The sequence below is a fragment of the Bacillus sp. BD48 genome (assembly GCF_046566805.1).
Lineage (GTDB): Bacteria > Bacillota > Bacilli > Bacillales > Bacillaceae > Bacillus > Bacillus safensis.
On sequence record NZ_JANGFM010000004.1, the window covers coordinates 264720 to 287595 of the forward strand.

Genomic DNA, 22876 nt, shown 5'->3' on the forward strand with positions numbered 1-22876 from the left:
ATTCTTGTATAGTTCTTGTGTCAATATAAAACTATTCTAAAACAGGAAAATGTTAGTTCAATAGGCGTAAAGACTCAAAAAAATGAAAAATTCATTGAAGTGAAAATTATCGGAAAGTTATTCCAAAAGAATTTATTTAAAATTTGAAGCAATGTACAAGCAAACCTTTGACACATGCATAGGATGACGAGAGGACATGTGTAAAAAGGAGTGATTTAGGTTGGGGGAATTGAATGAAGCTGATCTAAAAAAACCTGTTGTCAATGTACTAGATTTTGGCGTAATTGCTGACGGGAAAACGGATTGTACAGCTAAGCTTAATGAATGTTTAGAATGGACAAAAGCACAAGGGTATTCCCATGTCTGGCTGCCGAGCGGCACGTATTTCATAGATGCGGTATACAGAGGTGATTCATTTTTTCCTTTTCGAGGTGCGGGTATACGGGTGCCAAGTCATATATTCATTGAGATGGCGTCAGACGCTGTGATAAAGGTAAAACCAAATGATTCATGGGGGTATGCAGCCTTTTATATAGGAAAGGTTCAGCATGTGACCATCCGAGGCGGGCGTATTGAAGGGGATCGTCATGAGCATGTATACAAGCCGCTCCCCACTGAACGAAGAACCCATGAATGGGGCTTTGGGATATGTATTGAAGGTGCCTCACATGTGGAGGTGAATCATGTCCAAATAAAAAATTGTACGGGAGACGGCATCATTGTCAGTCCCCATGGTTTATTGACAGAGGGTGAACCCTACTCACCTGCTGCATCTATTCATATTTCTGGCTGCACCATCACAGATTCGAGACGCAACAATATTTCGATTACAGGCTGTGATGGGGTTATTGTCGAGGACTGTCTCTTGGAAAGAGCAGGAGTAAATGGGGTCGAGCCAAGAATGGGCATTGATATTGAAGGCTATGGAGAAAATGCCGTTAATATGGAGGAGCCACTGAATATTCAGATTCGTAATAACATCGTCAGAGGAGGTGCTGCAAGCTCCATCTATAACTTTAACGGCTATGGTGTGATCATTGAAGGAAATCATACAGATAGCAGTATTTCCTATGGCTTTTCCACCGAAACGATCATTGCCAACAATTTGATTCGTGCAGTAGGAGGAGGTGTTACAAAAGCAGGGATTACGAGCTTAGGCGTCTCACTTGGTCAAACGGAAAACAATGTGATGATTATTGGCAATATGATTGAGGGGTTTGAAAAAGGAATTGATGTGAGGGGAGACAGCGTTCACATTACAGGCAATAAGATTAGTCTTTTTGAAGATGCGGCTGTGTCCGTTTATATGGCGAATCGTATTCTAATAGAAGGAAACCATATTGAATCAGGAACGAATACCGGAAAAAGAAGCGCCTCGCTGCGTATCTATCAATCGGATAGTGTCGTCTTTTCAAACAATACGGTCTACTCAGTTATCGATGCGGCCATGGTGAGAGGAACGAATATTCTGATCCAGCACAATCAATTCAAAGAATTCAGCAGAGGAATCTGGGTGCAGGAAGGGGAAGCCGGGATCAACGGCAATCACTTTATTCAAGAAGGACATCCAGAGCTTGTATCCTCGTATACCATTAGTATCACCGGAAATGCAAAGGCTTTCATCTGGCAGAATCGCTTTAAGGACTATCAAAACTACGCTGTATACAGCAGTACGACGGGGGCATTAGAGATTAAAGATAATTCCTTTGAAGAAACATCCTTATATGTGGTGATGTATATTAAAAATGGTTCACCACAAATTGGAGATAATCGTTTCTATTTAAATCGATCGATTGGACAGCCGACGGCGATTTTTATTGACCAGGCCGCCTCAGCCCGTGTGCTGCGCAATAACATCATCAATCTATCTCCTCAAAAAGCAATTGCCGTCCGCACCGCAAATTCCACTCATTCTGTGATCGCTCACAACATGCTGGAACGAAGTCAATTGGTGACACATACAACAGACCGGCTCATCGGAAATATAGAGATAGATACACCGTCATGAGCGTTTGAAATCCCTTATTTTGGGGGTTCAGAAGGCGGTTGACAATCCTGTAAAAAGGGCATATAGTAATAATTATTTTTCATTTTTTCGCAACATTTGCCCTTTTTTTATTAATAAAACCGATTAATTCAATCAGAAAAATGTATCTAAGGACTTCAGTTTGATACATTTAGGATATAGAAAGGATGAAGAACAAGTGTCACAGCCGAAAAGGAAGCTCAAGCTAGGCGTATTCATCGCAGGAACTGGACATCATGTTGCCTCTTGGAGACATCCAAATGCAGTACCAGACGCAGCCATGAATCTAGATTATTTTAAACAATTAGCGAAAAAGGCAGAGGAAGGAAAGCTGGATTTACTCTTTTTAGCCGACAGTTTATCCATTAATCAAACCTCTCATCCGAACGTATTAACGAGATTTGAACCGCTGACCCTGCTTTCATCCATTGCTGAGTCTACTTCAACCATTGGTTTAGCAGCAACAGCATCCACTACATACAGTGAGCCTTTCCATATTGCAAGGCAGTTTGCCTCCCTTGATCATTTATCAGGCGGAAGAGCGGCATGGAATGTGGTCACATCTTCTATTGAAGAAACAGCGAAAAATTTTAGCGGAGAAGAGCATTTAGCACACCATAAACGATATGAGCGGGCAGAAGAGTTCGTCGAGGTCGTCAAAGGTCTCTGGGATTCTTGGGAGGAAGACGCTCTTGTCAGAAACAAGGAAACGGGAGAATTCTTCAAATCTAATAAGCTTCATGAGCTCCAGCACAAAGGTGAGTTCTTCTCAGTAAGGGGTCCTCTCAACGTATCACGCACGCCGCAAGGGCAGCCAGTGATCATTCAAGCGGGATCTTCCGAAGATGGCCAAAAGCTTGCAGCAAAAACAGCAGAGCTCATTTTCACTGCACAAAACGATCTCGATAAAGCGAAGGAATTTTATCAAAGCTTGAAGGGGAAAGTAGAGGCTGCTGGCCGTGCTAGAGAGGACGTCAGTATCATGCCGGGTATCTTCCCGATCATTGCTGATACAGAGGAAGAAGCCCAAGCGAAATATGAAGAATTACAGGAGCTGATTGTTCCTGAGATTGGACTGAGCATTCTGCAAAATTACTTAGGCGGAATTGATCTGTCTCAGTATCCTTTAGACGGACCGCTTCCAGAGATTGATCCGAGCACGTCAAATGCGGTGAAAAGCCGTTTTGATCTCGTGATGAATATGGCGAGAAAGGATAACCTGACCATTCGCCAGCTTTATCAATCGGTTGCCGGCTCACGCGGTCATAATATTTTTATTGGAACACCGCAGCAGCTGGCAGATGTGATGGAAACATGGCTTCATGAAGAAGCAGCAGACGGCTTTAATGTCATGCCGCCGCTCTTGCCAGAAGGGCTGGATGTGTTCGTAGACCGCGTCGTCCCAATTCTTCAGGAACGCGGCTTATTCAAAACCGATTACACAGGACAAACCTTACGAGAAAATCTCGGATTAACAGAGCCAAAAAATCGCTACACGACATAAGGGTGAGGTGAATAACGTTGGGATACACGTTTCGTCTGGCAACAGAGGCAGATATAGAGGCGCTGCTTGAACTGACTACAAGAGCCTATGAGCCAATTCGTGAGCTTGGAATCCAGTTCCAAGCAGCACATGCTGATTTCGCTCTCGTTCAGAAAAATGTACAAAAGAATCTTTGCTATGTGATGGAAGAAAACGGAGAGCTTCTATCCACTTTATCACTCCGTATGCCTTGGGGAGAGCAGCCAGGACCGTTCGGCGTCCCTCACATCTGGTGGTTTGCATCAGAACCAGCTGCCAAAAAAGGCACAGGTTCTGCCTTGCTGGAATGGGTTGAAACCGAAGTGCTAAGGGATACACTGAAGGTGCCGTACGTGTCGCTCGGTACAGCTGATAAGCATCCATGGCTGATAGAGATGTATGAGCGTAAAGGCTATGTCAGAGCAGGAGAAAAAGATTTAGGCAAAGGTCATATCACGGTTTATTTCAAAAAACAATTAAGATCAGATATCATACAACCATAAGAGGAAGAAGGGTTTACAAACATGAAAAACAAAAAGTGGCTAATCGTTCTATTTGCAGCAATGCTGGCAGTTTTAGCAGCGTGCGGCGGGGGTAATCAGAGTGAAGGCAAAGACGAAAAAGTGTTAAAAGTAGGCGCTACAGGACAAAGCTATCCGTTTGCTTATAAAGACAATGGCAAGCTTGTAGGATTCGATGTTGAAGTAACAGAAGCCATTGCGAAAAAGCTTGGCTACAAACTAGACTGGCAGCTGAGTGAATTCAGCGGACTGATGGGACAGCTGACATCTGGTAAGCTCGATACCGTGTCAAACCAAGTCGCAGTCACAGACGAGCGTAAACAAACGTTTAACTTTACAGATACGTACGCTTACGCAGGAACACAAATCATCGTGAAAAAAGACAACAACGACATCAAAGGTCTTGACGATTTAAAAGGAAAAACAGTGGCGGCGGTTCTTGGCTCTAACCATGCTAAAAACTTAGAGAGCAAAGACCCAGACAAGAAAATCAAGATTAAAACATATGAAACGCAAGACGGCGTATTAAATGAAGTGGCAAATGGGCGTGTAGATGCTTATGTCAACGGACGCAGTGTATTACTTGCTCAAATTGAAAAAACAGGTCTGCCGCTGAAAATCGTAGGCAACCCAATTGTGTATGAAGAAGTAGGCTACCCATTTGCTAAAGATAAAAAGCATGACAAACTAAGAGAAGAATTTAACAAAGCCATCAAAGAATTAAGAGAAGACGGGACACTTAAGAAATTGTCTGAGAAATATTTCAAAGACGATGTCACAGTGCCAATTAAAAAATAACGACAGCGGCGGTGAAGAGCAGACATGAACAAAATTGATTGGCAGTATATGGTGACGGTTTTTCCGACATTGCTTCAATACTTGCCGATAACGATCTTCATGGCGATTGTCTCCATGGTATTTGCCATTATCATTGGTGTGGTATTCGCTCTCATTACGAAAAACCGGATACCTGTTTTATACCAATTTGCCAAGCTGTATATTTCTTTCTTCAGAGCGGTTCCAACCTTGGTTCAGCTCTTTCTCATTTATTTTGGTCTCCCGCAGCTATTCCCTGCGATGACCTCAATGGATGCTTTAACAGCGGTCATTATCGGATTAAGTATTAAAAACTCAGCATACTTAGCAGAAATTTTCAGAGCGGCTCTGAACTCAGTGGATGAAGGGCAGCTGGAGGCGTGCTTATCTGTCGGTATGACAAGATGGCAGTCTTACGTTAGAATTATTTTCCCGCAGGCCATCAGAAATGCAATTCCAGCGACGGGGAATACCTTTATCGGTCTTTTAAAAGAAACATCTCTTGCCTTTACGATTGGTGTGGCAGAAATGTTTGCACAAGGGAAGATGATTGCATCGGCGAACTATAAATACTTTGAAACCTATTTAGCCGTAGGGATCGTGTATTGGGTGATGACGATCATTTATAGCTTCCTGCAAGACCTATTTGAACGAAAAATCAGCAAACCTTACCGGAATTAAGGAGGTGTGGACATGATCAAGCTCACCAATTTGAAGAAATCATTCGGCGATCTTGTCGTCTTAGACGGAATTAATCTAGACGTGAAAAAAGGGCAGGTTGTGGCCATTATCGGACCTTCTGGCTCCGGTAAATCCACCTTGCTGCGCTGCTTAAATTTATTAGAAACACCTGATGAAGGTACGATTGAAATTGGCGATGCGAAGCTCGATGCGTCCAAATATTCACGTAAAGAAGCCTATCACCTGCGTCAACAAACGGCCATGGTGTTTCAAAACTATAATTTGTTTAAAAACAAGACAGCACTGCAAAACATTACAGAATCATTGCTTGTAACGAAAAAAATGACGAAGCAGCAGGCGAATGAAATCGGTATGAAACTGCTGAAGCAGGTAGGGTTAGAGCAAAAGGCTGACAGCTATCCAGTCACGTTATCTGGCGGACAGCAGCAGCGGATTGGGATTGCCCGTGCGTTAGCAGTTGATCCACATGCGATTTTGCTGGATGAACCAACGTCAGCGCTTGATCCAGAGCTTGTTTCAGGTGTGCTTCAAGTCATTAAATCCATTGCGATTCAAGAAACAACGATGATCATTGTCACACATGAAATGGCGTTTGCAAGAGAAGTGGCAGACCATGTGATTTTCATGGCGGATGGTCATATTATCGAGCAGGGGACGCCAACTGAGTTATTTGATGAAACAAAGAATGAACGGACGAAACGATTTATCCAAAAAGAAGCAGCGGCTGAAGAAGCATAAGCTGCTTTTTATTCTTTAGAGGGGTGAGTGTCTAGTGAAATCAATAGGAAATGAAGATTTAAACAAACGTTTGATTCATATTCGCCGAGCGCTTCATGAGCATCCAGAGCTGGCGTTTGAAGAATATGAAACGACAAAGAAACTGCGCCGCTGGTTAGAAGAAGAAGGGATTACTGTGCTTGATATCCCGGCACTTCAAACAGGTGTTGTCTGTGAAATCAAGGGAGAACAAGAGGGACCGACGATTGCTCTGAGAGCCGATATTGATGCACTTCCGATTGAAGAAGCATCAGGCGAACCATTTTCTTCAAAGGTACCGGGTAAAATGCATGCATGCGGTCATGATTTCCATACAGCTTCTATTTTTGGTGCGGCTCTTTTATTAAAAGAGCGGAAACACGAGATCAAAGGAACGGTTCGTATTTTGTTCCAGCCGGCTGAGGAAGTTGCTCAAGGGGCGAAACACGTCATAGAGGCAGGCGTTTTAGATGGAGTCGATGCGATTTTCGGTATGCACAACAAACCTGACCTGCCAGTCGGCACGATTGGCATTAGAGAAAAAGCATTGATGGCGAGTGTGGACCGGTTTGAAATCGATATTAAAGGAACGGGTGGTCATGCGGGTATTCCAAATCACACGGTAGATCCCATTGCCATCAGCGGGCAGATTACAAGCGCCCTTCAGCAAATCGTCAGCCGACGCATCAGCTCCTTGCATCATGCGGTTGTCAGCATCACACGCATTCAAGGCGGCACATCATGGAATGTGATTCCCGACCGTGTCGAGATGGAAGGAACCGTTCGGACGTTTGAGCCTGAAGTAAGAGCGATGATTCCAGAGCTTATGAAACAAATCGTCAGCGGGATTGCAGAAGGTTTTGGAGCAGAGGCAGAAGTGAAATGGCATCCTTATTTGCCTTCTGTCATGAATGATGAGCGTCTGACAAAGGTGGTAGAAGAAACGGCGGACTCGCTTGACTTACATGTCGTGCAGGCAGAGCAGTCACCGGGAGGAGAAGATTTTGCCCTGTATCAAGAACGCATTCCAGGCTTTTTTGTATGGATGGGGACTAGTGGTACGAAGGAGTGGCATCACCCTGCGTTTACATTAAATGAAGACGCACTTCCAGTTTCCGCTGCCTTCTTTGCTGAGCTTGCCGTTCAGGCATTGGAGTCTCGATCATGGAATTAACAAAACAACTGGCAGAAGCAGTGCTTTCTGCTGATCCGCTGCAAGATGAACGGGCCATTCAAATGGCGAGAAATGGTCTGTTAGACGCTGCGGCATCAGCGCTTGCTGCGAAAGAGGATGAAGGAATTCAGAAGCTGATGCAGCTTGTTGAACAGGAAGGAGGAACCGCTCAGATTCCTGTCATTGGACAAGGAAAGAAGGTGAGCCGCCAATCCGCAGCGATGCTGAACGGCTACCTCATCCATGCCCTTGATTATGATGATGTGCACTCAGATGTGAGAGGACATCCAAGTGCGGTCATCATTCCGGCGCTGCTATCACAGCTGACAGACGGCAAAGGGTATGGCGAGCGGTTTTTAGCTGCCTATATCACTGGTGTTGAAGTGATGGCAAGACTTGGCGAATCCATCGGCAAGGCGCATTATGAGCGGGGCTGGCATAATACAGGAACACTCGGAGCCATTGCGGCAGTATGCGCGATTGGTTATTTGAAACAAGTCTCGCAGGAAGAACTGACGAAAGCAATTGGCTTTGCCGGAGCGCAATCAGCCGGAATGCGAAAGCAGTTTGGTTCTGATATGAAACCATTACAAGCCGGCTTAGCTGCTAAAACAGCCGTTTGGTCTATGGATTTAGCTTGTTCAGGTTTTGGAGGGAATGACTCGGTTCTTGATGGCGCACTTGGTTTCTTTTCACTCTATGGAGATATGGAACTTGCGAAAAGTCGTTTACTAGAGGGCTATGGTTCTTCATGGCGTATCGTTTCACCGGGGCTGTGGTTCAAAGTATATCCATTCTGCTCAGCTGCCCACCATGCAGCAGATGCGATCCAATCCTTAATGAAAGAGCGGGCTTTCTTGCCGGAGCAGGTGAGACAGGTCGATGTTATATTCCCGCCAGGCGGAGATGCAGCGCTTATTGAGCAGACACCTTTGACTGGAGAAGAAGGACGATTCAGTGTCGAATACGTCATCGCACTGGCGGTGTTTGGACAGACGCTAACGCTGGATGCCTTTACGAAAAAAACCATTCCATCAGACATGCGAACATGGATGAAGCGGGTGAGCAGAGGATATGATCAAACGATAGAACCTCATCCCGATGCTGTTCCAAAAGGACGCTTTACGATTGTGAAGCTCACCTTATCTGACGGCACGACCATCAGCAAACGTGTTGATATTCCTCAGGGAGCACCAGGACACGCGTTATCGAAAGAAGACATCATACAAAAGTTAAGCAGTGTCACAAGCGCATCACAGGCACAGCAGATTTTACAGGTGGTTGAAGAGGGAAACAACGCTGCTTATTTGAAGTTGCTGGCACGATAAAAAGCTCATCGATAGAGATGAGCTCTTTTAAATAGATCTATCATATAACTGTCATGAAGTTCTTTCTCTAAATATATGAGACTTCCTCATGAGTTAAAGAACCATAAATGACGCTGTCCTCGTCTTGATATTTTGTAAAGTCATGTTGAATATCTTCAACTAATATCTTGACCATCTTCTGCAATTCCATCATAAAAAAACCTCATGTGATTCACCGCAGTATTAGTTCTTTCAAAAAGTATGAATAAAAGATGACCAATCGATGATAAGTTCATAAAAACAGTGGAATCCAATTGAGATTTGAAAGGGAACATGTAAAATAAAGCTACATAAAGAAAAACAATGGTAGCAGCGGAGGCTGATCATGAAAATATTAATGATTGAAGATAATCAGAGCGTTTGTACAATGACGGATATGTTTTTTCAACGAGAGGGATTTCAAGCGGAATTCGTTCATGATGGATTAGAAGGATTGAATCGCTTTAAGCAAGAGGAGGATTGGGATCTACTCATTTTAGATGTCATGCTTCCTTCGATGGATGGTCTGACCATTTGTCAAAAAGTGCGCCAGATCAGTGACATTCCGATTATCATGCTGACAGCCAAGGAAACCGAGTCTGATCAGGTACTTGGTTTTGATCTTGGGGCAGATGATTATGTGACCAAGCCCTTTAGTCCACTAACCTTGATGGCAAGAATTAAAGCGGTGAAACGACGCTTTGCTCATACAACTACTCAAGAAAAGATGAATGAGGGCGAACGGCTGGAGACAGCACATTTTCAGTTGGATAAGAAAACGAGGGAAGTTTTCCTGGATGGAAAGCGAATAGAGAACCTCACACCGAAAGAATACGATCTGCTGTGCTTTTTTATTCAGCATCCTCGGCAAGTATTTTCACGAGAACAATTGCTTGAGCAAATTTGGGGATACCAATTTTATGGGGATGAACGAACGGTAGATGTTCATATTAAACGGCTGCGCCAAAAAATTGGGGACGGGCCTAAGCCCTTTTTGTATACAGTATGGGGCGTAGGGTATAAGTTCGATGAAGATTAAATATTTTTATCAGCTGCTGATCAGTCACCTTGGGTTATTGCTCATCGCCATTGTCATTATCAGCACCCTTTTATCTCATTTTGTGAAAGATATTGCCTATCAAAACAGAGTGAATGAAATGAGCTCCTATGGGAATGAAATCTTGCAAGATTATAAACGTCTCCCTAAAAGCGAGATGACCTTTCGTCTGCGTCCATTTGAAGATATTCTTTCGACGAGGCAAATTCGTTTTTTCGTGTTTGATGAAAAAGGAGATATTCTGTCTCAGCAGCAAGAGATGCCGCCGCATGAAGCATTATTGACAAAGGATTTATGGGCCAAACTCTCGAAAGGAGAGCAAATCATTGTCAAGCGAAGTGATTCACGCCGCCTTGATCAAGAGGCATCACTTGTGGCGCTCCCTGTCATGGAGGATGGAAAGCTAAAGGGCGGAGTCGTTCTTATTGCCCCGATTCAAGGCGCTGAACAGCTCATCGCCCAAATGAATCGTTATCTGTATATCATCGTATTTGTGGCGCTGACGATCACCTTTATTCTCAGCCTGTTCCTGTCTAAATTTCATGTGAACCGCATCAAAAAGTTGAGAGAGGCGACTGAAAAGATTGCGCAAGGTGATTACAACATCAAGCTTGAAAACAAACACCTTGACGAAATTGGCACACTTGGTGAGGATTTTAATATGATGGCCAAGCGTCTTCAGCAATCAAGAGAGGAAATTGACCGGCTCGAAAAGCGAAGACGCCAATTCATCGCAGATGTGTCTCACGAATTGAAAACACCGCTGACCACCATTCGAGGACTGGTGGAATGGCTGAACACTGCGGATGTGTCAGCAGAAGAGAAAGAGAAATGCTATGCCTTAATCACTGATGAGACAAAACGTATGCTGCGCCTCGTCAATGAAAATATGGATTATGAGAAAATTAGATCGAATCAAATTACCCTTCAGAAATTTCACTATCCACTTATTGACACATTTGAAGTGATGAAAGAGCAGCTGAGCCGAATCGCCGAAGAGAAAAACAATCAGCTGATCGTGGACGTTGATCCCAAGCTAAAGGTTTATGCAGATTATGACAGGCTTATTCAAATACTTGTCAATATTACAAAGAACGCGATTCAATTCACAGAAGACGGCCGTATTTACTTAAGAGGAAAACAAGAAAATCAAGAGACGATCATCGAAGTGGAAGACACAGGCATTGGCATTGCGCCAGACGAAGTCAAACACATATGGGAACGTTTTTATAAAGCGGATCTCTCAAGAACGAATACACCGTATGGAGAATACGGATTGGGCTTGTCCATCGTGAAGCAGCTTGTGGACCTGCATGAAGGGCATATTGATATGAAAAGTGAAAAAAACAATGGAACGACATTTACCATACGACTGCCGTTTCCAGAAGAAAAGGGCTAAAATGAAGTTCATTTTAGCCCTTTTTGGTGAATCACCACTTATTCATTCTTGGTAAACGTCAATCCAATATGAGCAAGTGCCTGCGGTAAATCTTTGCGAATGGTGATGTCTTTAAACGATATATTGGATTGAATCGCACTTAAAGCAAGGTCTTGCTTAATGCCGGTTAAAACTGCTGAAATTCCTAAAAGTCTCAGCGTTTGTGCATAGCTGACCAAATATTGAATGCTTTGTTCATTCAGGCTTTTTGTTCCCGATACATCAATGACCAAATGAGAGAGTGACAGCCTGTAGCTTTCCTGTAAAATGGTTTCCAAAATATGCTGAGCACGTGTCTCTTCGATATCACCAAGCAGAGGAAGAACGGCGACACCGTCAACCACTGGTACGATCGGTACAGACAATTGCTGAATTTGCCGGTTAGCACGGTCTAGTTCGAGAACGTAGCTTAATAAAGAAGCCATCGTTTCAAACATATACACATGCTCTTCTGTAAATTGCTTCGGTCTCAAATCAAGTCCGCAAATCGTCCCGTAGTTCGTCCCATCAGTGAAATCAATGGGAACCCCAATAAACGAGCCGCTTTGAAGATGTTTCGTGACCTCTAAGTATTTAGATCGATCATCCCTCGAAATGTCAGGGATGACAAGTGTATCCTGATGATCGACCGCCAGCTTGCAAAATGTTTTTTCGTAAGGAAGTTCTTCTCCTTCTTCAAGAAGCTGCTCGTCATGATTTAGCACCTTTACAATCTGATTGGTGTTTTGATCATTTTTAGCAATAAACAGTGTATTCACATCAATGAATTGACTCATCATGTTTAAAATACTAGTAGAAGCATCATGAAAATTGCGAAACTGTTTTAATAGTTGTTGACGAGGCATTGTTTTAGGACTCCTTGTAGCTCCGAACATAGGCCGGAACGTGTAGTTGATGTGTCTCTATCATACAAAATCAAACAAGAAATAGATACACTTTAATGCGCAAAAACACTCTGACCGTCGAGATGAAAAAAGACTGCCGATCCAAAGATCTGGCAGCCTGCTGATTAAAGAGAGACAGGGACAGTAGACATAGAGAAAAATTCCTCATACAAGGCTTGAACAGCTTCTTTTTCTTGCGCTGCTTTGACGCCAAACATCATGCTGACCTCTGAAGAGCCTTGATTGATCATTTCAATATTGACCTTCGCTTTTGAGAGCGCCTTTGCAGCTCTTGCTGTTGTGCCAACATTATGACGCATCGCTTCTCCTACAACCATAATAAGCGAGAGGTTTCGCTCTAAAACGACCTCATCTGCATCAAGCACGAGCTTCAAGCGGTCTAGCAGCTCCTCTTCAATTTGCTGCTCCTCCAGCTGATCCTGCCGTAAAATAATGTTCATATCATCAATGCCAGAAGGTACGTGCTCATACGTAAGCCCATATTCCTCTAGTGTTTGCAGCACCTTACGTCCAAAACCGACTTCTCTGTTCATCAAATATTTGCTAATGTAAATGCTGCAAAATCCATTGTCTGAGGCAATTCCAACAACAGGTCCATTTGTATGATCCCGCTGATTCACGATTTTTGTACCTTTTGCCGACGGGTTATTGGTGTTTTTAATCTGAACCGGAATGCCTGCACGGAAGGCTGGAATAAGTGCTTCATCATGGAACACAGAAAAACCAGCATAAGACAGTTCGCGCATTTCCCGGTACGTCAGCTCAGTAATCTCTTTCGGTTCATGAACGATCGTTGGATTGACTGCATAGACAGCATCCACATCTGTAAAGTTTTCATACATATCTGCTTTCAGGCCGTTCGCCAAAATGGAGCCGGTAATATCGGAGCCGCTTCGCGAAAAGGTGACGATGTCTCCTGCTAGACTAAAGCCAAAAAAGCCGGGGAATATAATAATGCCAGAGCGCTCTCTTAATTTGTACAAATGATCATATGACTCCGGCAGGACTTGCGCTTGGCCAGGCTCATCGCTCACAAACAAACCAGCTTCCTTTGGATTCACATAATGAGCTTCAACACCTTGGTGGCGGAAATAGGCGGCAATGAGCTTAGCGTTATTGTCTTCACCGCTTGCTTTAATGGCATCAAGATAGCACTCAGGGCGTGATGAATCAGCCTGTAATAGTGCCTCTAGATCTTGCCTGATGGTATCGATAATGTCATGACCTAATCCGAGTTCATCTGCTATTGAGGCATACCGCTCGATAACTGCTTCCTTTAAATCATGTGCTTCACCTAAACGTAAATATTGTTCACCGCAGCTAATTAATAGATCGGTGACCTTCGTATCCGTTGAATGCCGTTTTCCTGGTGCGGAAACAACGACTGCTTTTCGAGCTGGATCTGCTGTTACAATGTCAAATACCTTTTGCAGCTGCTTGCCAGAGGCAAGTGAACTGCCACCAAATTTAACGACCTTCAATGCATACATCTCCTATAGTAAAAATTTTCTCACAAATTGAATAGTTCCTATTATCAACTCTTTTCTTTAATTTATCAAGGTTTTTCTTCACTAGAAATACAAATGTATTTATAGAGAGGACGGTATTGTGTGAGTATATGAAAAAAGAGCCGGCCATATGCCGAGCTCTTTTTCTTATGAAGAAGACGAGGAGGAAGATATCTCCTGCTTCATCACTTTGTTATCACGTTTTGCCTTTAAGAAAAAGGAGAGGATGAGTCCAATGACTGCAATCAGACCAGAAATGAAAAATGATGTATTCATTCCATGAACGGCTGATTTTAATGGATTGGCTAATTCTGCATTTGCAGCAGAGCTGCTCATGATGGAAACAAGCACAGCCGTTCCAATGGAACCGCCTACTTGTCTCATCGTGTTATTCATCGCTGTCCCATGCGGGATCAAATGAGGCGGTAATGCGTTAATACCTGCCGTTGTCAGCGGCATCATGATCATCCCAACCCCGATTAAGCGAAGCGTATAGGCGACCGTAATGAGAGCGATCGATGAATCAAGGGTGAGCAGCATAAATGGCAGGGTGGTAACGGTGAGGATCGTAAATCCGCCTAATGCCAGCCCTCTTCCGCCGACTTTATCAAAAATCCGTCCAATAATTGGTGACAGGAGTCCCATAAAGAGAGCACCCGGCAATAAGATAAGCCCTGTATCAAGTGCAGACAGCCCTCTGACATTCTGCGTATAAAGCGGCAGAATCGTCTCTGTCCCAATCAATAAAGCAAAGACAAGCATCCCGAGGAAAGTTGTTAAGCTAAAGATCGCAAATTTAAATACGCCAAACTCAAGCATCGGTCTTGTTAAGTTCGACTGGCGCAGGATAAAGAAAAACAAGCTCACGGCGCCGACAATCAGCGAAATGAGAACAGTTGCACTCGTCCATCCATACGTGCCGACACTAGAAAATCCGTAAAGCAGCCCGCCGAAACCGAAGGACGACAAGATGACAGATAACACATCAATACGTGTCTCTCTTTGCTGCGTCACATTTTTCATTAAGAAGAAAGCAAGAATGAGATCAATGATACCGATTGGCATAACAATATAAAACAGGGCCTTCCAGCTGAAGGAATCGACAATCCAGCCGCCAAGTGTTGGTCCAAGTGCTGGTGCGAACGAAATGACAAGTCCGACCATGCCCATTGCCTGCCCGCGTTTTTCTTTTGGGAAAATGGTTAAAAAGATCGTTTGCATCAGCGGCATTAAAATCCCTGCACCGGCTGCCTGTACGATACGCGCTGCAAGTAACACCGGGAAATTCGTAGCAAATGAAGCAAGAATTGTACCGGCTGTAAAGATGCTAAGTGCCGTTAAAACTAAAGAACGGCTCGAAAATTTCTCAATTAAGAAAGCTGTAATCGGGATGAGAATCCCGTTTGTCAGCATAAAGGCTGTTGTAAGCCATTGTCCTTTGCTGACCTCAATATTGAAGTCCCCCATGATATGTGGGATCGCTGGAATAAGAAGCGTTTGGTTTAATATCGCGACGAATGCCCCAACGAGGAAAATCCCAACAATCACAGATCGATTGTAAGATGTTGTTGATTGGTTCATGTTATCCCTTCTTTATCTATAAAATGATGTTTTTTAGCTGTGACACGTTTTGTGATAAAACGCTGTTTTTACCTAAATAATCGAGCAGAGAGCTGACTAAAAAGGTTCTCGGTTCATCCTTTGATAATTCTTGATTGAGCAGCTCATACGCAGAGAGGAGATCGTCCTTTTCTTCTCCATTTGACAGTGCTTGAAGCTCCTGTTTGATCTTCGTTAAGTACGAGATGACAAGTTTTTCCTCATCATATTCGTCCTGTGAGGAAAACAAATAAGAGTCCATCAGCTGATCTGTTAACACAGGCTCAATCGAGCAAGGCTTTTTCGATACACGGTCCATCACACCGATGATCATCTCGGCAGCATTTTCTAATTTGATGTTCTTGTGCTCAATCGCCAGCATTAAGATGAATTCTCTCATTAATCCATTGAGAACAATCACAAGATCCCAAACATAAGGAGCGACAGATTCACCATATGTGCTCAAAATAATGTCTCTGTGCCGCTGCATGATAATGGAGCGTGTCTCGCGCAAGTGTTTAATGACAATAGGCGAATGCTGTGAAAAAGCTTCAAAGGACAGCATGTTCAAAAATTTATGATTCTCCTTAAACTCTTCAAGCTCAAGCTTGATCTTCTTTGTGAATTTTTCCTTTTTGGACAGCGTCGTTTCTGAATGAATGATCTGAGAAATCTCTCTCATTTTGCACTGATTGTATTTAATCAGTTCTAATAGAAGAGCTTCCTTTGAATCAAACAGTTTATAAATAGACGCTTTTGATATTTTACAGGCATCGGCAATTGACTGCATCGAGACACTCATATAGCCTTTTTGAGAAAATAATTTCTTTGAAACCCGCAAAATCTCTTCTTGCTTTTCGTTCATCTTCATAAGTCCTTTCCGAATCGGCAAAACCATATGGTCACAATGGAAACCGAGTGGTCACTTTTGCTATGATAACAAAACCAATGACCCATGACAAGAAAATGAACTTAAAAAAATACCCGTCTGCATGACAGGTATTTTATCCTTCCGCATGTGCGACATATATTTTTGTTTTGCCGTGAAGTTCGACGACCAACATGTCTTCTCTCTCCTTCACAGAGTAAATAGCGGTCCCTTTTTGCAACCTAGAAGCTGTTCCATGCTGAAAATCTTTAGTAGATGTTCTTTTTACAACACCTACTTGCTGATGTTTGGTGACGGTTTGTTGATCGTCCATATCCAAGTTATTTTGATAGACAGTTCCTTTCCATTGAAAGATATCGGCATGGGGCTCGTGAGCTAATAACTCTTCCGCACTAGGTGGTTTTGACTGAAAAGATTGAACGGACTGGCAGGCGCATAAGGAGATCGTGAGCATCATCATCATTAAACTAATCCATATGTTACGTGTCAAAATGGGTTCCTTCCCTTCAAGGCAGTCTCATTCATAATGGACGTTTGTGAAGTCATATCGTTACTTGACTAGTCAGCTCCAGATGAATGAGATTGTATGTTGGCACAAAATACGATACATTTATCGTATGACGAATCCAAACCATCCAAACCAAGAAGATATGAGACTGATTTCTGTGCTGCACGCATTGGCTGATCCAATCCGGTTAGAAATTGTTCGCTGCTTAGCAGAGGCGGGGGAGAGGACATGCGGCACGTATGAGATGAATATCGCCAAATCCACGCTTTCCCATCACTTCAAAGTGCTGAGGGAGGCAGGCGTTGTGAAAGTGAGAATTGACGGAAAGCACCGTTATTACTCTCTAAGAAAAGAAGACATCGAGGCCGCTTTTCCTGGACTCGTGTCATCCATTTTAGCCGTAGATAAAGAGCGGTGGTAAGCCAGCTGTTTCTGTAAAGAGCAGCTGGCTGTTTTATTTCCCAAAAATGGCGTCATACAGCCGTTTCACCGCTGGCTCAATATCCTCTGGCTGCATATGCGAGAAGCCAAGGACAAGCGGGACAAAGCCTTCTTTGTGACCGGGTACTTGCTCATCAAGGGTAAAACGATCCATTCCGTACATTTTCAGCTTTCTTTCTTTCGCTCGCTGTAAAATCTCATGCTGAGACCGATTTGAGCGGAACTCTGCGATAAAATGAAGCCCAGCATTTTCTCCAATAATCCGCACATTGTCAGCAAAAACCGTATTGAGCTCTCCAATGAGCTGCTTCCGTTTTTCCTCATATAAACCATTCATTCTTTTAATATGCCGTTGATATGCCCCATCTTTTATAAAATGAAGAAGGGTGTATTGTGTAAAAAGATTGGCTGTTTGAATGAAAAAATGCTGTTCTTCTTTATAGCGTCTCAATAAATGCTGAGGCAGCACCATATAACTTAGCCGTAAGCCAGGCAGCAATGATTTTGAGAAGGTGCCCATATAAATGACTTTGTCATATCGATCCAGACTTTGCAGCGCCGGAATGCTGTCTGTACCATATTTAAATTCACTGTCATAATCATCCTCAATGATATAACGATCTGGCTGATCGGCTGCCCAGTTTAACAGCTGAATGCGCCGGGAAATCGGCATAATCACCCCTGTTGGAAATTGATGTGAAGGGGTAATGATCAACACATTCGGCTGTTTTTTATGAATGTCGCTCATTCGCACCCCTTTTTGGTCAATGCCAATCGTTTCAATTTGGTGATGATTGTTTTTCAGCATTTGATAGAGCCGGCGGTAACCGGGGTTTTCTAATCCATATACTTGATCGGCCGGAAGAATGCTTGATAACGAATGGATCAGTGACTGTGTGCCTGCACTTAAAATGAGCTGTTCCGGATAGCATTTGACTCCTCGTGCAAGTCCGATCAGCCGGGCGATCGTTTCCCTCAGCTCATACACACCTTGTGGATGCGGAAGCTCACCGAAGGCTTCTTGATGGAGGTGGATCGCCTTTTGTTCACTTTTCAGCCAGCTTTTAAATGGAAAGTTCGCTGTATCGACGGAGATATGTGAAAAGGAATACCAGTCGTCTCGTGCAATCGGCTCCTCCTTTAAATCTTCAGGAAGAGAAGAGGGTTTCAGCTGACCTGACTCATGAAACGTCTCTAGTGATTCCACGAAAAACCCTTTGCGTTCAACCGAATATAAATACCCCTCGGCAAGCAGCTGCTGATAGGCGCCATTCACTGAATTAACGCTGACGTTTAATGCATCAGCTAACTCTCGTTTGGACGGTAATTGATCGTGCGGCTGAAGGTTGCGGTTTAAGATTTCCCCTTTAATTTTCGTATAAATTTGATGATAAATATATCCGTTTTGCCCTGTTTGATCTAGTTGAATTGTCAGCATCTCACCATTCCATCCTCTCTGGTACCATGAAAAAAATGATATTGGTACTTTCTATCATACCAAAAAATATTCAGAATAATAAAAAAGGATATAAAGGGGATGGATGACAATGAGTCAAACGACAACAAACCGTTTTTCAACCGAAGAATGGCAGGGAAAAAGAGATCAATACGTCGCAAGAGGCGTCAGTAATGGCAACCGTCATCTTGCAGCGAAGGGGAAGGGAGCCGAGCTGTTCGATATCGATGGGAACCGATTTATCGATTTTGCAGGCGCCATTGGCACATTAAACGTAGGACATTCACATCCAAAGGTTGTTGAAGCGGTCAAAGCACAGGCAGAGAGCCTGATTCACCCAGGATTCAACGTGATGATGTACGAATCGTATATCGAATTGGCAGAGAAGCTGTGCCATCTCACACCAGGGGACCATGACAAGAAAGCCATTTTTCTTAATTCAGGTGCAGAAGCGGTTGAAAATGCAGTGAAAATTGCACGTAAATATACGAAAAGACAGGCCGTTGTGTCGTTCACAAGAGGTTTTCACGGCAGAACGAATATGACAATGAGCATGACGAGCAAGGTCAAGCCATATAAATTTGGCTTCGGACCATTTGCGTCAGAGGTGTACCAAGCACCATACCCGTATTACTATCAAAAGCCAGAAGGATTAAGCGATGCAGCGTACGACGAGTACATCATTGATCAATTCAATCAATTTTTCGTCGCAGCCGTTGCACCAGTAACCGTTGCTTGTGTGGTCATGGAACCAGTCCAAGGGGAGGGCGGATTCATTGTGCCATCGAAGCGTTTCGTTCAGCATGTCGCTTCATTCTGTCAGCAGCACGGGATTGTCTTTGTTGCAGATGAAATCCAAACCGGTTTTGCAAGAACAGGGAAATACTTTGCGATTGAGCACTTTGATGTGGTGCCGGACTTAATCACTGTGTCAAAATCTCTTGCAGCTGGCCTGCCGCTGAGCGGTGTCGTTGGCAGAAAAGAACTGCTTGATGCGGCAGATCCAGGGGAGCTTGGGGGAACATATGCAGGAAGTCCGTTAGGCTGTGTAGCAGCACTGGCTGTTCTTGATATCATTGAAACAGAACAATTGAATCAACGATCTGAACACATTGGACAAGTCATTGAGGACAAAGCAAATGAATGGAGAACAGCGTATCCATTCATTGGGGAAGTCCGCCGGTTAGGGGCAATGGCGGCAATTGAAATTGTGGAAGATCAAACAACGCGTACACCAGATAAGAAAAGAGCCGCAGCTATTGCAGCATATGCAAATGAGCACGGGCTGCTCTTATTAACGGCAGGGATTAATGGGAATATCATTCGCTTCTTAACACCACTTGTCATCACAGATGAGCTGCTTCACGAAGGACTAGGGATCATCGAGGACGCCTTCAAAGCACGCTAAACAACAAAGGGGGATGGTTGTATGCAAAAACAACAAATGGCAAAAACCATGTCGCAGTCTGACGTACTGTTTTTGTCCATTGGTGCAATGCTTGGCTGGGGCTGGGTTGTACTTTCGGGAGATTGGATTTTAACAGCTGGATTTTTAGGCAGTGTGATTGCTTTCGTTATAGGCGGTATTCTCGTCATCTTTATTGGACTTACGTATGCTGAGCTTTCGTCTGCGATTCCAGAGACAGGCGGAGGGCTCGTCTTTGTCCAGCGGGCTTTTGGGATGAAAGCAGCGTTCGTCTCAGCATGGGGCGTATTGTTTGGTTATGTGTCCGTGATTACGTTTGAAGCTGTCGCCTTGCCGACCGTCATTGATTATGTGATTCCAACACAGCATGTTGGCTTCTTATGGAATATAGGGGGATGGGACGTTTATTTCACGTGGGTATTGATTGGATCTGGCGGTGCATTGTTTTTAACAGCGCTGAATTACATTGGGGCGAAGCCTGCTGCCATTTTTCAATCCGTGTTCACAGTGGCGATTATTCTGACAGGTTTTCTTCTTTTAGGCGGCGCAACATTTAATGGAGATTTTGCAAACCTAGAGCCTATGTTTCAAGGCGGTGTTGGCGGTCTTATGGCGGTGTTAGTCATGATTCCCTTTTTATTCGTTGGGTTTGATGTCATTCCACAAGTAGCGGCGGAGATTAACGCACCAAAAAAAATCATTGGGAGAATCTTGATTATCTCCATCGTGAGCGCGGTCATTTTTTATCTACTTATTGTCTTTGGGGTAGCTGCTGGAATGTCAAAAGGACAGCTTGAAGCCTCTTCATTAGCGACAGCAGATGCGATGGTACAGCTTCTCGGTCATCAAGCGTTTGGAACAGTGCTTGTCATTGGAGGGGTAGCAGGAATTGTGACGAGCTGGAATGCTTTTATTATCGGTGCAAGCCGTATTCTATATGCTATGGCGGAAAGAGGTATGATTTCTAAATGGTTTGCGTATATTCATCCAAAGTATAAAACACCGACAAATGCCATTTTATTTCTTGGTGCTTTGGCTTTTTTCGCTCCATTATTAGGGCGCCCTGCCCTCGTATGGATTGTCAATGCGGGCGGTGTAGGAATCATCGTCGGGTACTTAATAGTATCCATTGCTTTTATGAGACTTCGCAAAACAGAACCTGAGCTGGAACGTCCATACAGCATTAAATATTGGCGGACCACAGGTGTTTTAGCCATCGGACTGAGTCTTCTTTTCCTTTCATTTTACTTTCCAGGAATGCCGGCGTCCTTATCGTGGCCAGCTGAATGGATATTGCTTTTAAGTTGGGTACTCATTGGGTATATACTATATGTAATGAATCCAAGAACGAAGGAGACGGTAGAGCATGACAAACGAACTCAAAGTGTATAATCCTGCAACAGGAGAAGAAATTGCTTCAGTTGCTCAGCATACAAAAGAACAAATCGAAGACGCAATTTCCCGCTCACACAAAGCATTTAAATCATGGGCGAAAACGTCAGCGCATGAACGTGCCAATATCATTCGCAAGTGGTTTGATCTGATGATTGAGCATAAAGAAAGGCTTGCGAAAATCATTACAGAAGAAAACGGAAAGCCGTACCAAGAAGCATTAGGGGAAATCGTCTATGCGGCTGGTTATATTGAATGGTACGCAGAGGAAGCAAAGCGAATCTACGGCAGAACCATCCCGTCACATACGACAAACAAACGCCTTTTCGTCACAAAACAGCCAGTTGGTCCTGTTGCTGCCATTACTCCGTGGAATTTCCCTGCGGCGATGATTACGAGAAAGGCAGCTCCAGCGCTTGCAGCAGGCTGTACGTTTATTGTAAAACCTGCTGAAGACACACCGCTGACAGCCATTGAACTAGTAAAATTAGGTCATGAAGCTGGCATTCCAGAGGATGCACTGCAATGGGTTGTGGGAGATGGAAAAGAAGTGGGTGAAATCTTCACAGATAGTCCATTGATTCGTAAAATCACGTTTACAGGCTCAACGCCCGTCGGAAAGCATTTGATCAAAAACAGTGCCAGCACAGTCAAACACGTATCAATGGAGCTTGGCGGTCATGCCCCGCTCATCGTAGACAAGGATGCAAATCTTGAATTAGCTGTCAAACAAGCAGTGGCATCTAAGTTTCGGAACGCCGGGCAAACCTGTGTCTGTGCCAACCGCTTAATTGTGCATGAAGACATTCATGAAGCATTTGCTCAAAGCTTCAGCAAAGAAGTAGAAAAGCTGAAAGTGGGAAATGGCTTTGAAGAAGGCACATCCATCGGTCCGATTATTAACAAGCGCGGCTTTGATAAAATTGTCGGCCAAATTCAAGATGCAGTGGATAAAGGGGCGAAAGTTCTTGTCGGCGGCGATACGCATTTCGACGATGACAAGTCGTATTATTTTGTCCAGCCAACGGTTCTTACACATGTGGACCTTTCGATGAACATCATGCATGAAGAGACCTTTGGTCCAGTGGCACCGATTACGACATTCAAAACGTTAGACGAGGCAATTGAATTAGCCAACGATACACCTTTTGGCCTTGCAGCTTATTTCTTTACAGAAAATTATCGAAACGGACTCTACATTTCAGAAAATCTCGATTATGGGATTATTGGCTGGAATGATGGCGGTCCATCGGCTGTCCAAGCACCTTTTGGCGGTATGAAAGAGAGCGGGATTGGCCGAGAAGGCGGCATCGAAGGGATCGAACCTTATTTAGAAACAAAATATGTATCGATTGGGTTAGACGAATAAACGTGAAAAAGACTGTCCGAGGAAT

The 22876-nt window shown here is 43.8% G+C and carries 21 protein-coding genes; 14 read left to right on the top strand and 7 right to left on the bottom strand.

The genetic code is table 11. From position 1 onward, the window contains the following. The first annotated feature begins 220 nt into the window (after nucleotides 1–220). The 8 genes from ACLGGR_RS13600 to ACLGGR_RS13635 all read left to right on the top strand — a co-directional run bounded on the left by ACLGGR_RS13600 (nucleotide 221) and on the right by ACLGGR_RS13635 (nucleotide 8845). Entirely contained in the window at nucleotides 221–2008 is a 1788-nt protein-coding gene (locus tag ACLGGR_RS13600) for a right-handed parallel beta-helix repeat-containing protein (RefSeq protein WP_410973257.1), read from the top strand. 196 nt (nucleotides 2009–2204) lie between these two features. Further along, nucleotides 2205–3530, top strand: a complete 1326-nt coding sequence (locus ACLGGR_RS13605; RefSeq protein ID WP_251216874.1) for an LLM class flavin-dependent oxidoreductase — start codon at nucleotides 2205–2207, stop codon at nucleotides 3528–3530. Between the two features lie 17 nt (nucleotides 3531–3547). Further along, nucleotides 3548–4051: a GNAT family N-acetyltransferase gene (locus tag ACLGGR_RS13610; RefSeq protein ID WP_142946767.1), complete on the top strand. Its 504-nt coding sequence runs from the start codon at nucleotides 3548–3550 to the stop codon at nucleotides 4049–4051. 21 nt (nucleotides 4052–4072) lie between these two features. Beyond that, on the top strand, nucleotides 4073–4867 hold the full coding sequence (locus tag ACLGGR_RS13615; protein ID WP_410973258.1) for an amino acid ABC transporter substrate-binding protein: 795 nt from the start codon (nucleotides 4073–4075) through the stop codon (nucleotides 4865–4867). A gap of 24 nt (nucleotides 4868–4891) precedes the next feature. Further along, nucleotides 4892–5566 (top strand): amino acid ABC transporter permease, encoded by a 675-nt coding sequence (locus ACLGGR_RS13620; protein WP_024427305.1) that lies wholly within the window; start codon nucleotides 4892–4894, stop codon nucleotides 5564–5566. Nucleotides 5567–5578: 12 nt separating this feature from the next. Next, nucleotides 5579–6325, top strand: coding sequence for an amino acid ABC transporter ATP-binding protein (locus tag ACLGGR_RS13625; protein WP_044332617.1), 747 nt, complete (start codon nucleotides 5579–5581; stop codon nucleotides 6323–6325). Nucleotides 6326–6368: 43 nt separating this feature from the next. After that, a complete protein-coding gene (locus tag ACLGGR_RS13630; protein WP_410973326.1) occupies nucleotides 6369–7517 on the top strand; it encodes an amidohydrolase in 1149 nt (382 codons plus the stop codon). After that, entirely contained in the window at nucleotides 7508–8845 is a 1338-nt protein-coding gene (locus ACLGGR_RS13635) for an MmgE/PrpD family protein (protein WP_410973259.1), read from the top strand. The genes ACLGGR_RS13630 and ACLGGR_RS13635 overlap by 10 nt, the downstream gene beginning before the upstream one ends. A 67-nt stretch (nucleotides 8846–8912) precedes the next feature. Here the strand turns inward: ACLGGR_RS13635 and ACLGGR_RS13640 are convergent, their stop codons facing one another. Then, nucleotides 8913–9038 (bottom strand): hypothetical protein, encoded by a 126-nt coding sequence (locus ACLGGR_RS13640; protein WP_410973260.1) that lies wholly within the window; start codon nucleotides 9036–9038, stop codon nucleotides 8913–8915. Nucleotides 9039–9209: 171 nt separating this feature from the next. Here ACLGGR_RS13640 and ACLGGR_RS13645 point away from each other — a divergent pair, with 171 nt between their 5' ends. Then, the gene (locus tag ACLGGR_RS13645) at nucleotides 9210–9902 is read left to right on the top strand and encodes a winged helix-turn-helix domain-containing protein (protein ID WP_410973261.1); all 693 of its coding nucleotides are present in this window, start codon (nucleotides 9210–9212) and stop codon (nucleotides 9900–9902) included. Then, nucleotides 9892–11319 carry an ATP-binding protein gene (locus tag ACLGGR_RS13650; protein WP_410973262.1) on the top strand — a complete coding sequence of 476 codons (1428 nt, stop codon included), beginning with the start codon at nucleotides 9892–9894 and terminating at the stop codon, nucleotides 11317–11319. Before ACLGGR_RS13645 ends, ACLGGR_RS13650 begins: the two co-directional genes overlap by 11 nt. Nucleotides 11320–11357: 38 nt before the next feature. On the opposite strand, the gene ACLGGR_RS13655 is transcribed toward ACLGGR_RS13650, so the two are convergent. The 5 genes from ACLGGR_RS13655 to ACLGGR_RS13675 form a co-directional block, all read right to left on the bottom strand. Continuing rightward, nucleotides 11358–12203, bottom strand: a complete 846-nt coding sequence (locus ACLGGR_RS13655; protein WP_410973263.1) for a GAF domain-containing protein — start codon at nucleotides 12201–12203, stop codon at nucleotides 11358–11360. 164 nt (nucleotides 12204–12367) lie between these two features. Continuing rightward, complete coding sequence (locus ACLGGR_RS13660) at nucleotides 12368–13744, bottom strand: aspartate kinase (protein ID WP_410973264.1); 1377 nt, start codon at nucleotides 13742–13744, stop codon at nucleotides 12368–12370. A 174-nt stretch (nucleotides 13745–13918) separates the two neighbouring features. Then, nucleotides 13919–15352 (bottom strand): MDR family MFS transporter, encoded by a 1434-nt coding sequence (locus ACLGGR_RS13665; RefSeq protein WP_142946705.1) that lies wholly within the window; start codon nucleotides 15350–15352, stop codon nucleotides 13919–13921. 16 nt (nucleotides 15353–15368) lie between these two features. Then, nucleotides 15369–16235, bottom strand: coding sequence for a TetR/AcrR family transcriptional regulator (locus ACLGGR_RS13670; protein ID WP_410973265.1), 867 nt, complete (start codon nucleotides 16233–16235; stop codon nucleotides 15369–15371). Between the two features lie 139 nt (nucleotides 16236–16374). After that, nucleotides 16375–16749: a hypothetical protein gene (locus ACLGGR_RS13675; RefSeq protein ID WP_251216880.1), complete on the bottom strand. Its 375-nt coding sequence runs from the start codon at nucleotides 16747–16749 to the stop codon at nucleotides 16375–16377. Between the two features lie 127 nt (nucleotides 16750–16876). Here ACLGGR_RS13675 and ACLGGR_RS13680 point away from each other — a divergent pair, with 127 nt between their 5' ends. After that, nucleotides 16877–17188, top strand: a complete 312-nt coding sequence (locus tag ACLGGR_RS13680) for an ArsR/SmtB family transcription factor (protein ID WP_285707181.1) — start codon at nucleotides 16877–16879, stop codon at nucleotides 17186–17188. A gap of 33 nt (nucleotides 17189–17221) precedes the next feature. On the opposite strand, the gene gabR is transcribed toward ACLGGR_RS13680, so the two are convergent. Further along, nucleotides 17222–18646, bottom strand: coding sequence for a MocR-like transcriptional regulator GabR (gene gabR / locus ACLGGR_RS13685; protein ID WP_142946702.1), 1425 nt, complete (start codon nucleotides 18644–18646; stop codon nucleotides 17222–17224). Between the two features lie 109 nt (nucleotides 18647–18755). Between gabR and gabT the strand changes: the two genes are divergently transcribed. From gabT to ACLGGR_RS13700, 3 genes are read left to right on the top strand one after another with little or no spacing between them, the layout of a single operon-like run. After that, nucleotides 18756–20072 carry a 4-aminobutyrate--2-oxoglutarate transaminase gene (gabT, locus tag ACLGGR_RS13690; protein WP_410973266.1) on the top strand — a complete coding sequence of 439 codons (1317 nt, stop codon included), beginning with the start codon at nucleotides 18756–18758 and terminating at the stop codon, nucleotides 20070–20072. Nucleotides 20073–20093: 21 nt separating this feature from the next. Continuing rightward, a complete protein-coding gene (locus ACLGGR_RS13695) occupies nucleotides 20094–21482 on the top strand; it encodes an APC family permease (protein WP_410973267.1) in 1389 nt (462 codons plus the stop codon). Then, the gene (locus tag ACLGGR_RS13700) at nucleotides 21457–22851 is read left to right on the top strand and encodes an NAD-dependent succinate-semialdehyde dehydrogenase (RefSeq protein WP_142946699.1); all 1395 of its coding nucleotides are present in this window, start codon (nucleotides 21457–21459) and stop codon (nucleotides 22849–22851) included. The genes ACLGGR_RS13695 and ACLGGR_RS13700 overlap by 26 nt, the downstream gene beginning before the upstream one ends. Nucleotides 22852–22876 lie beyond the last annotated feature (25 nt).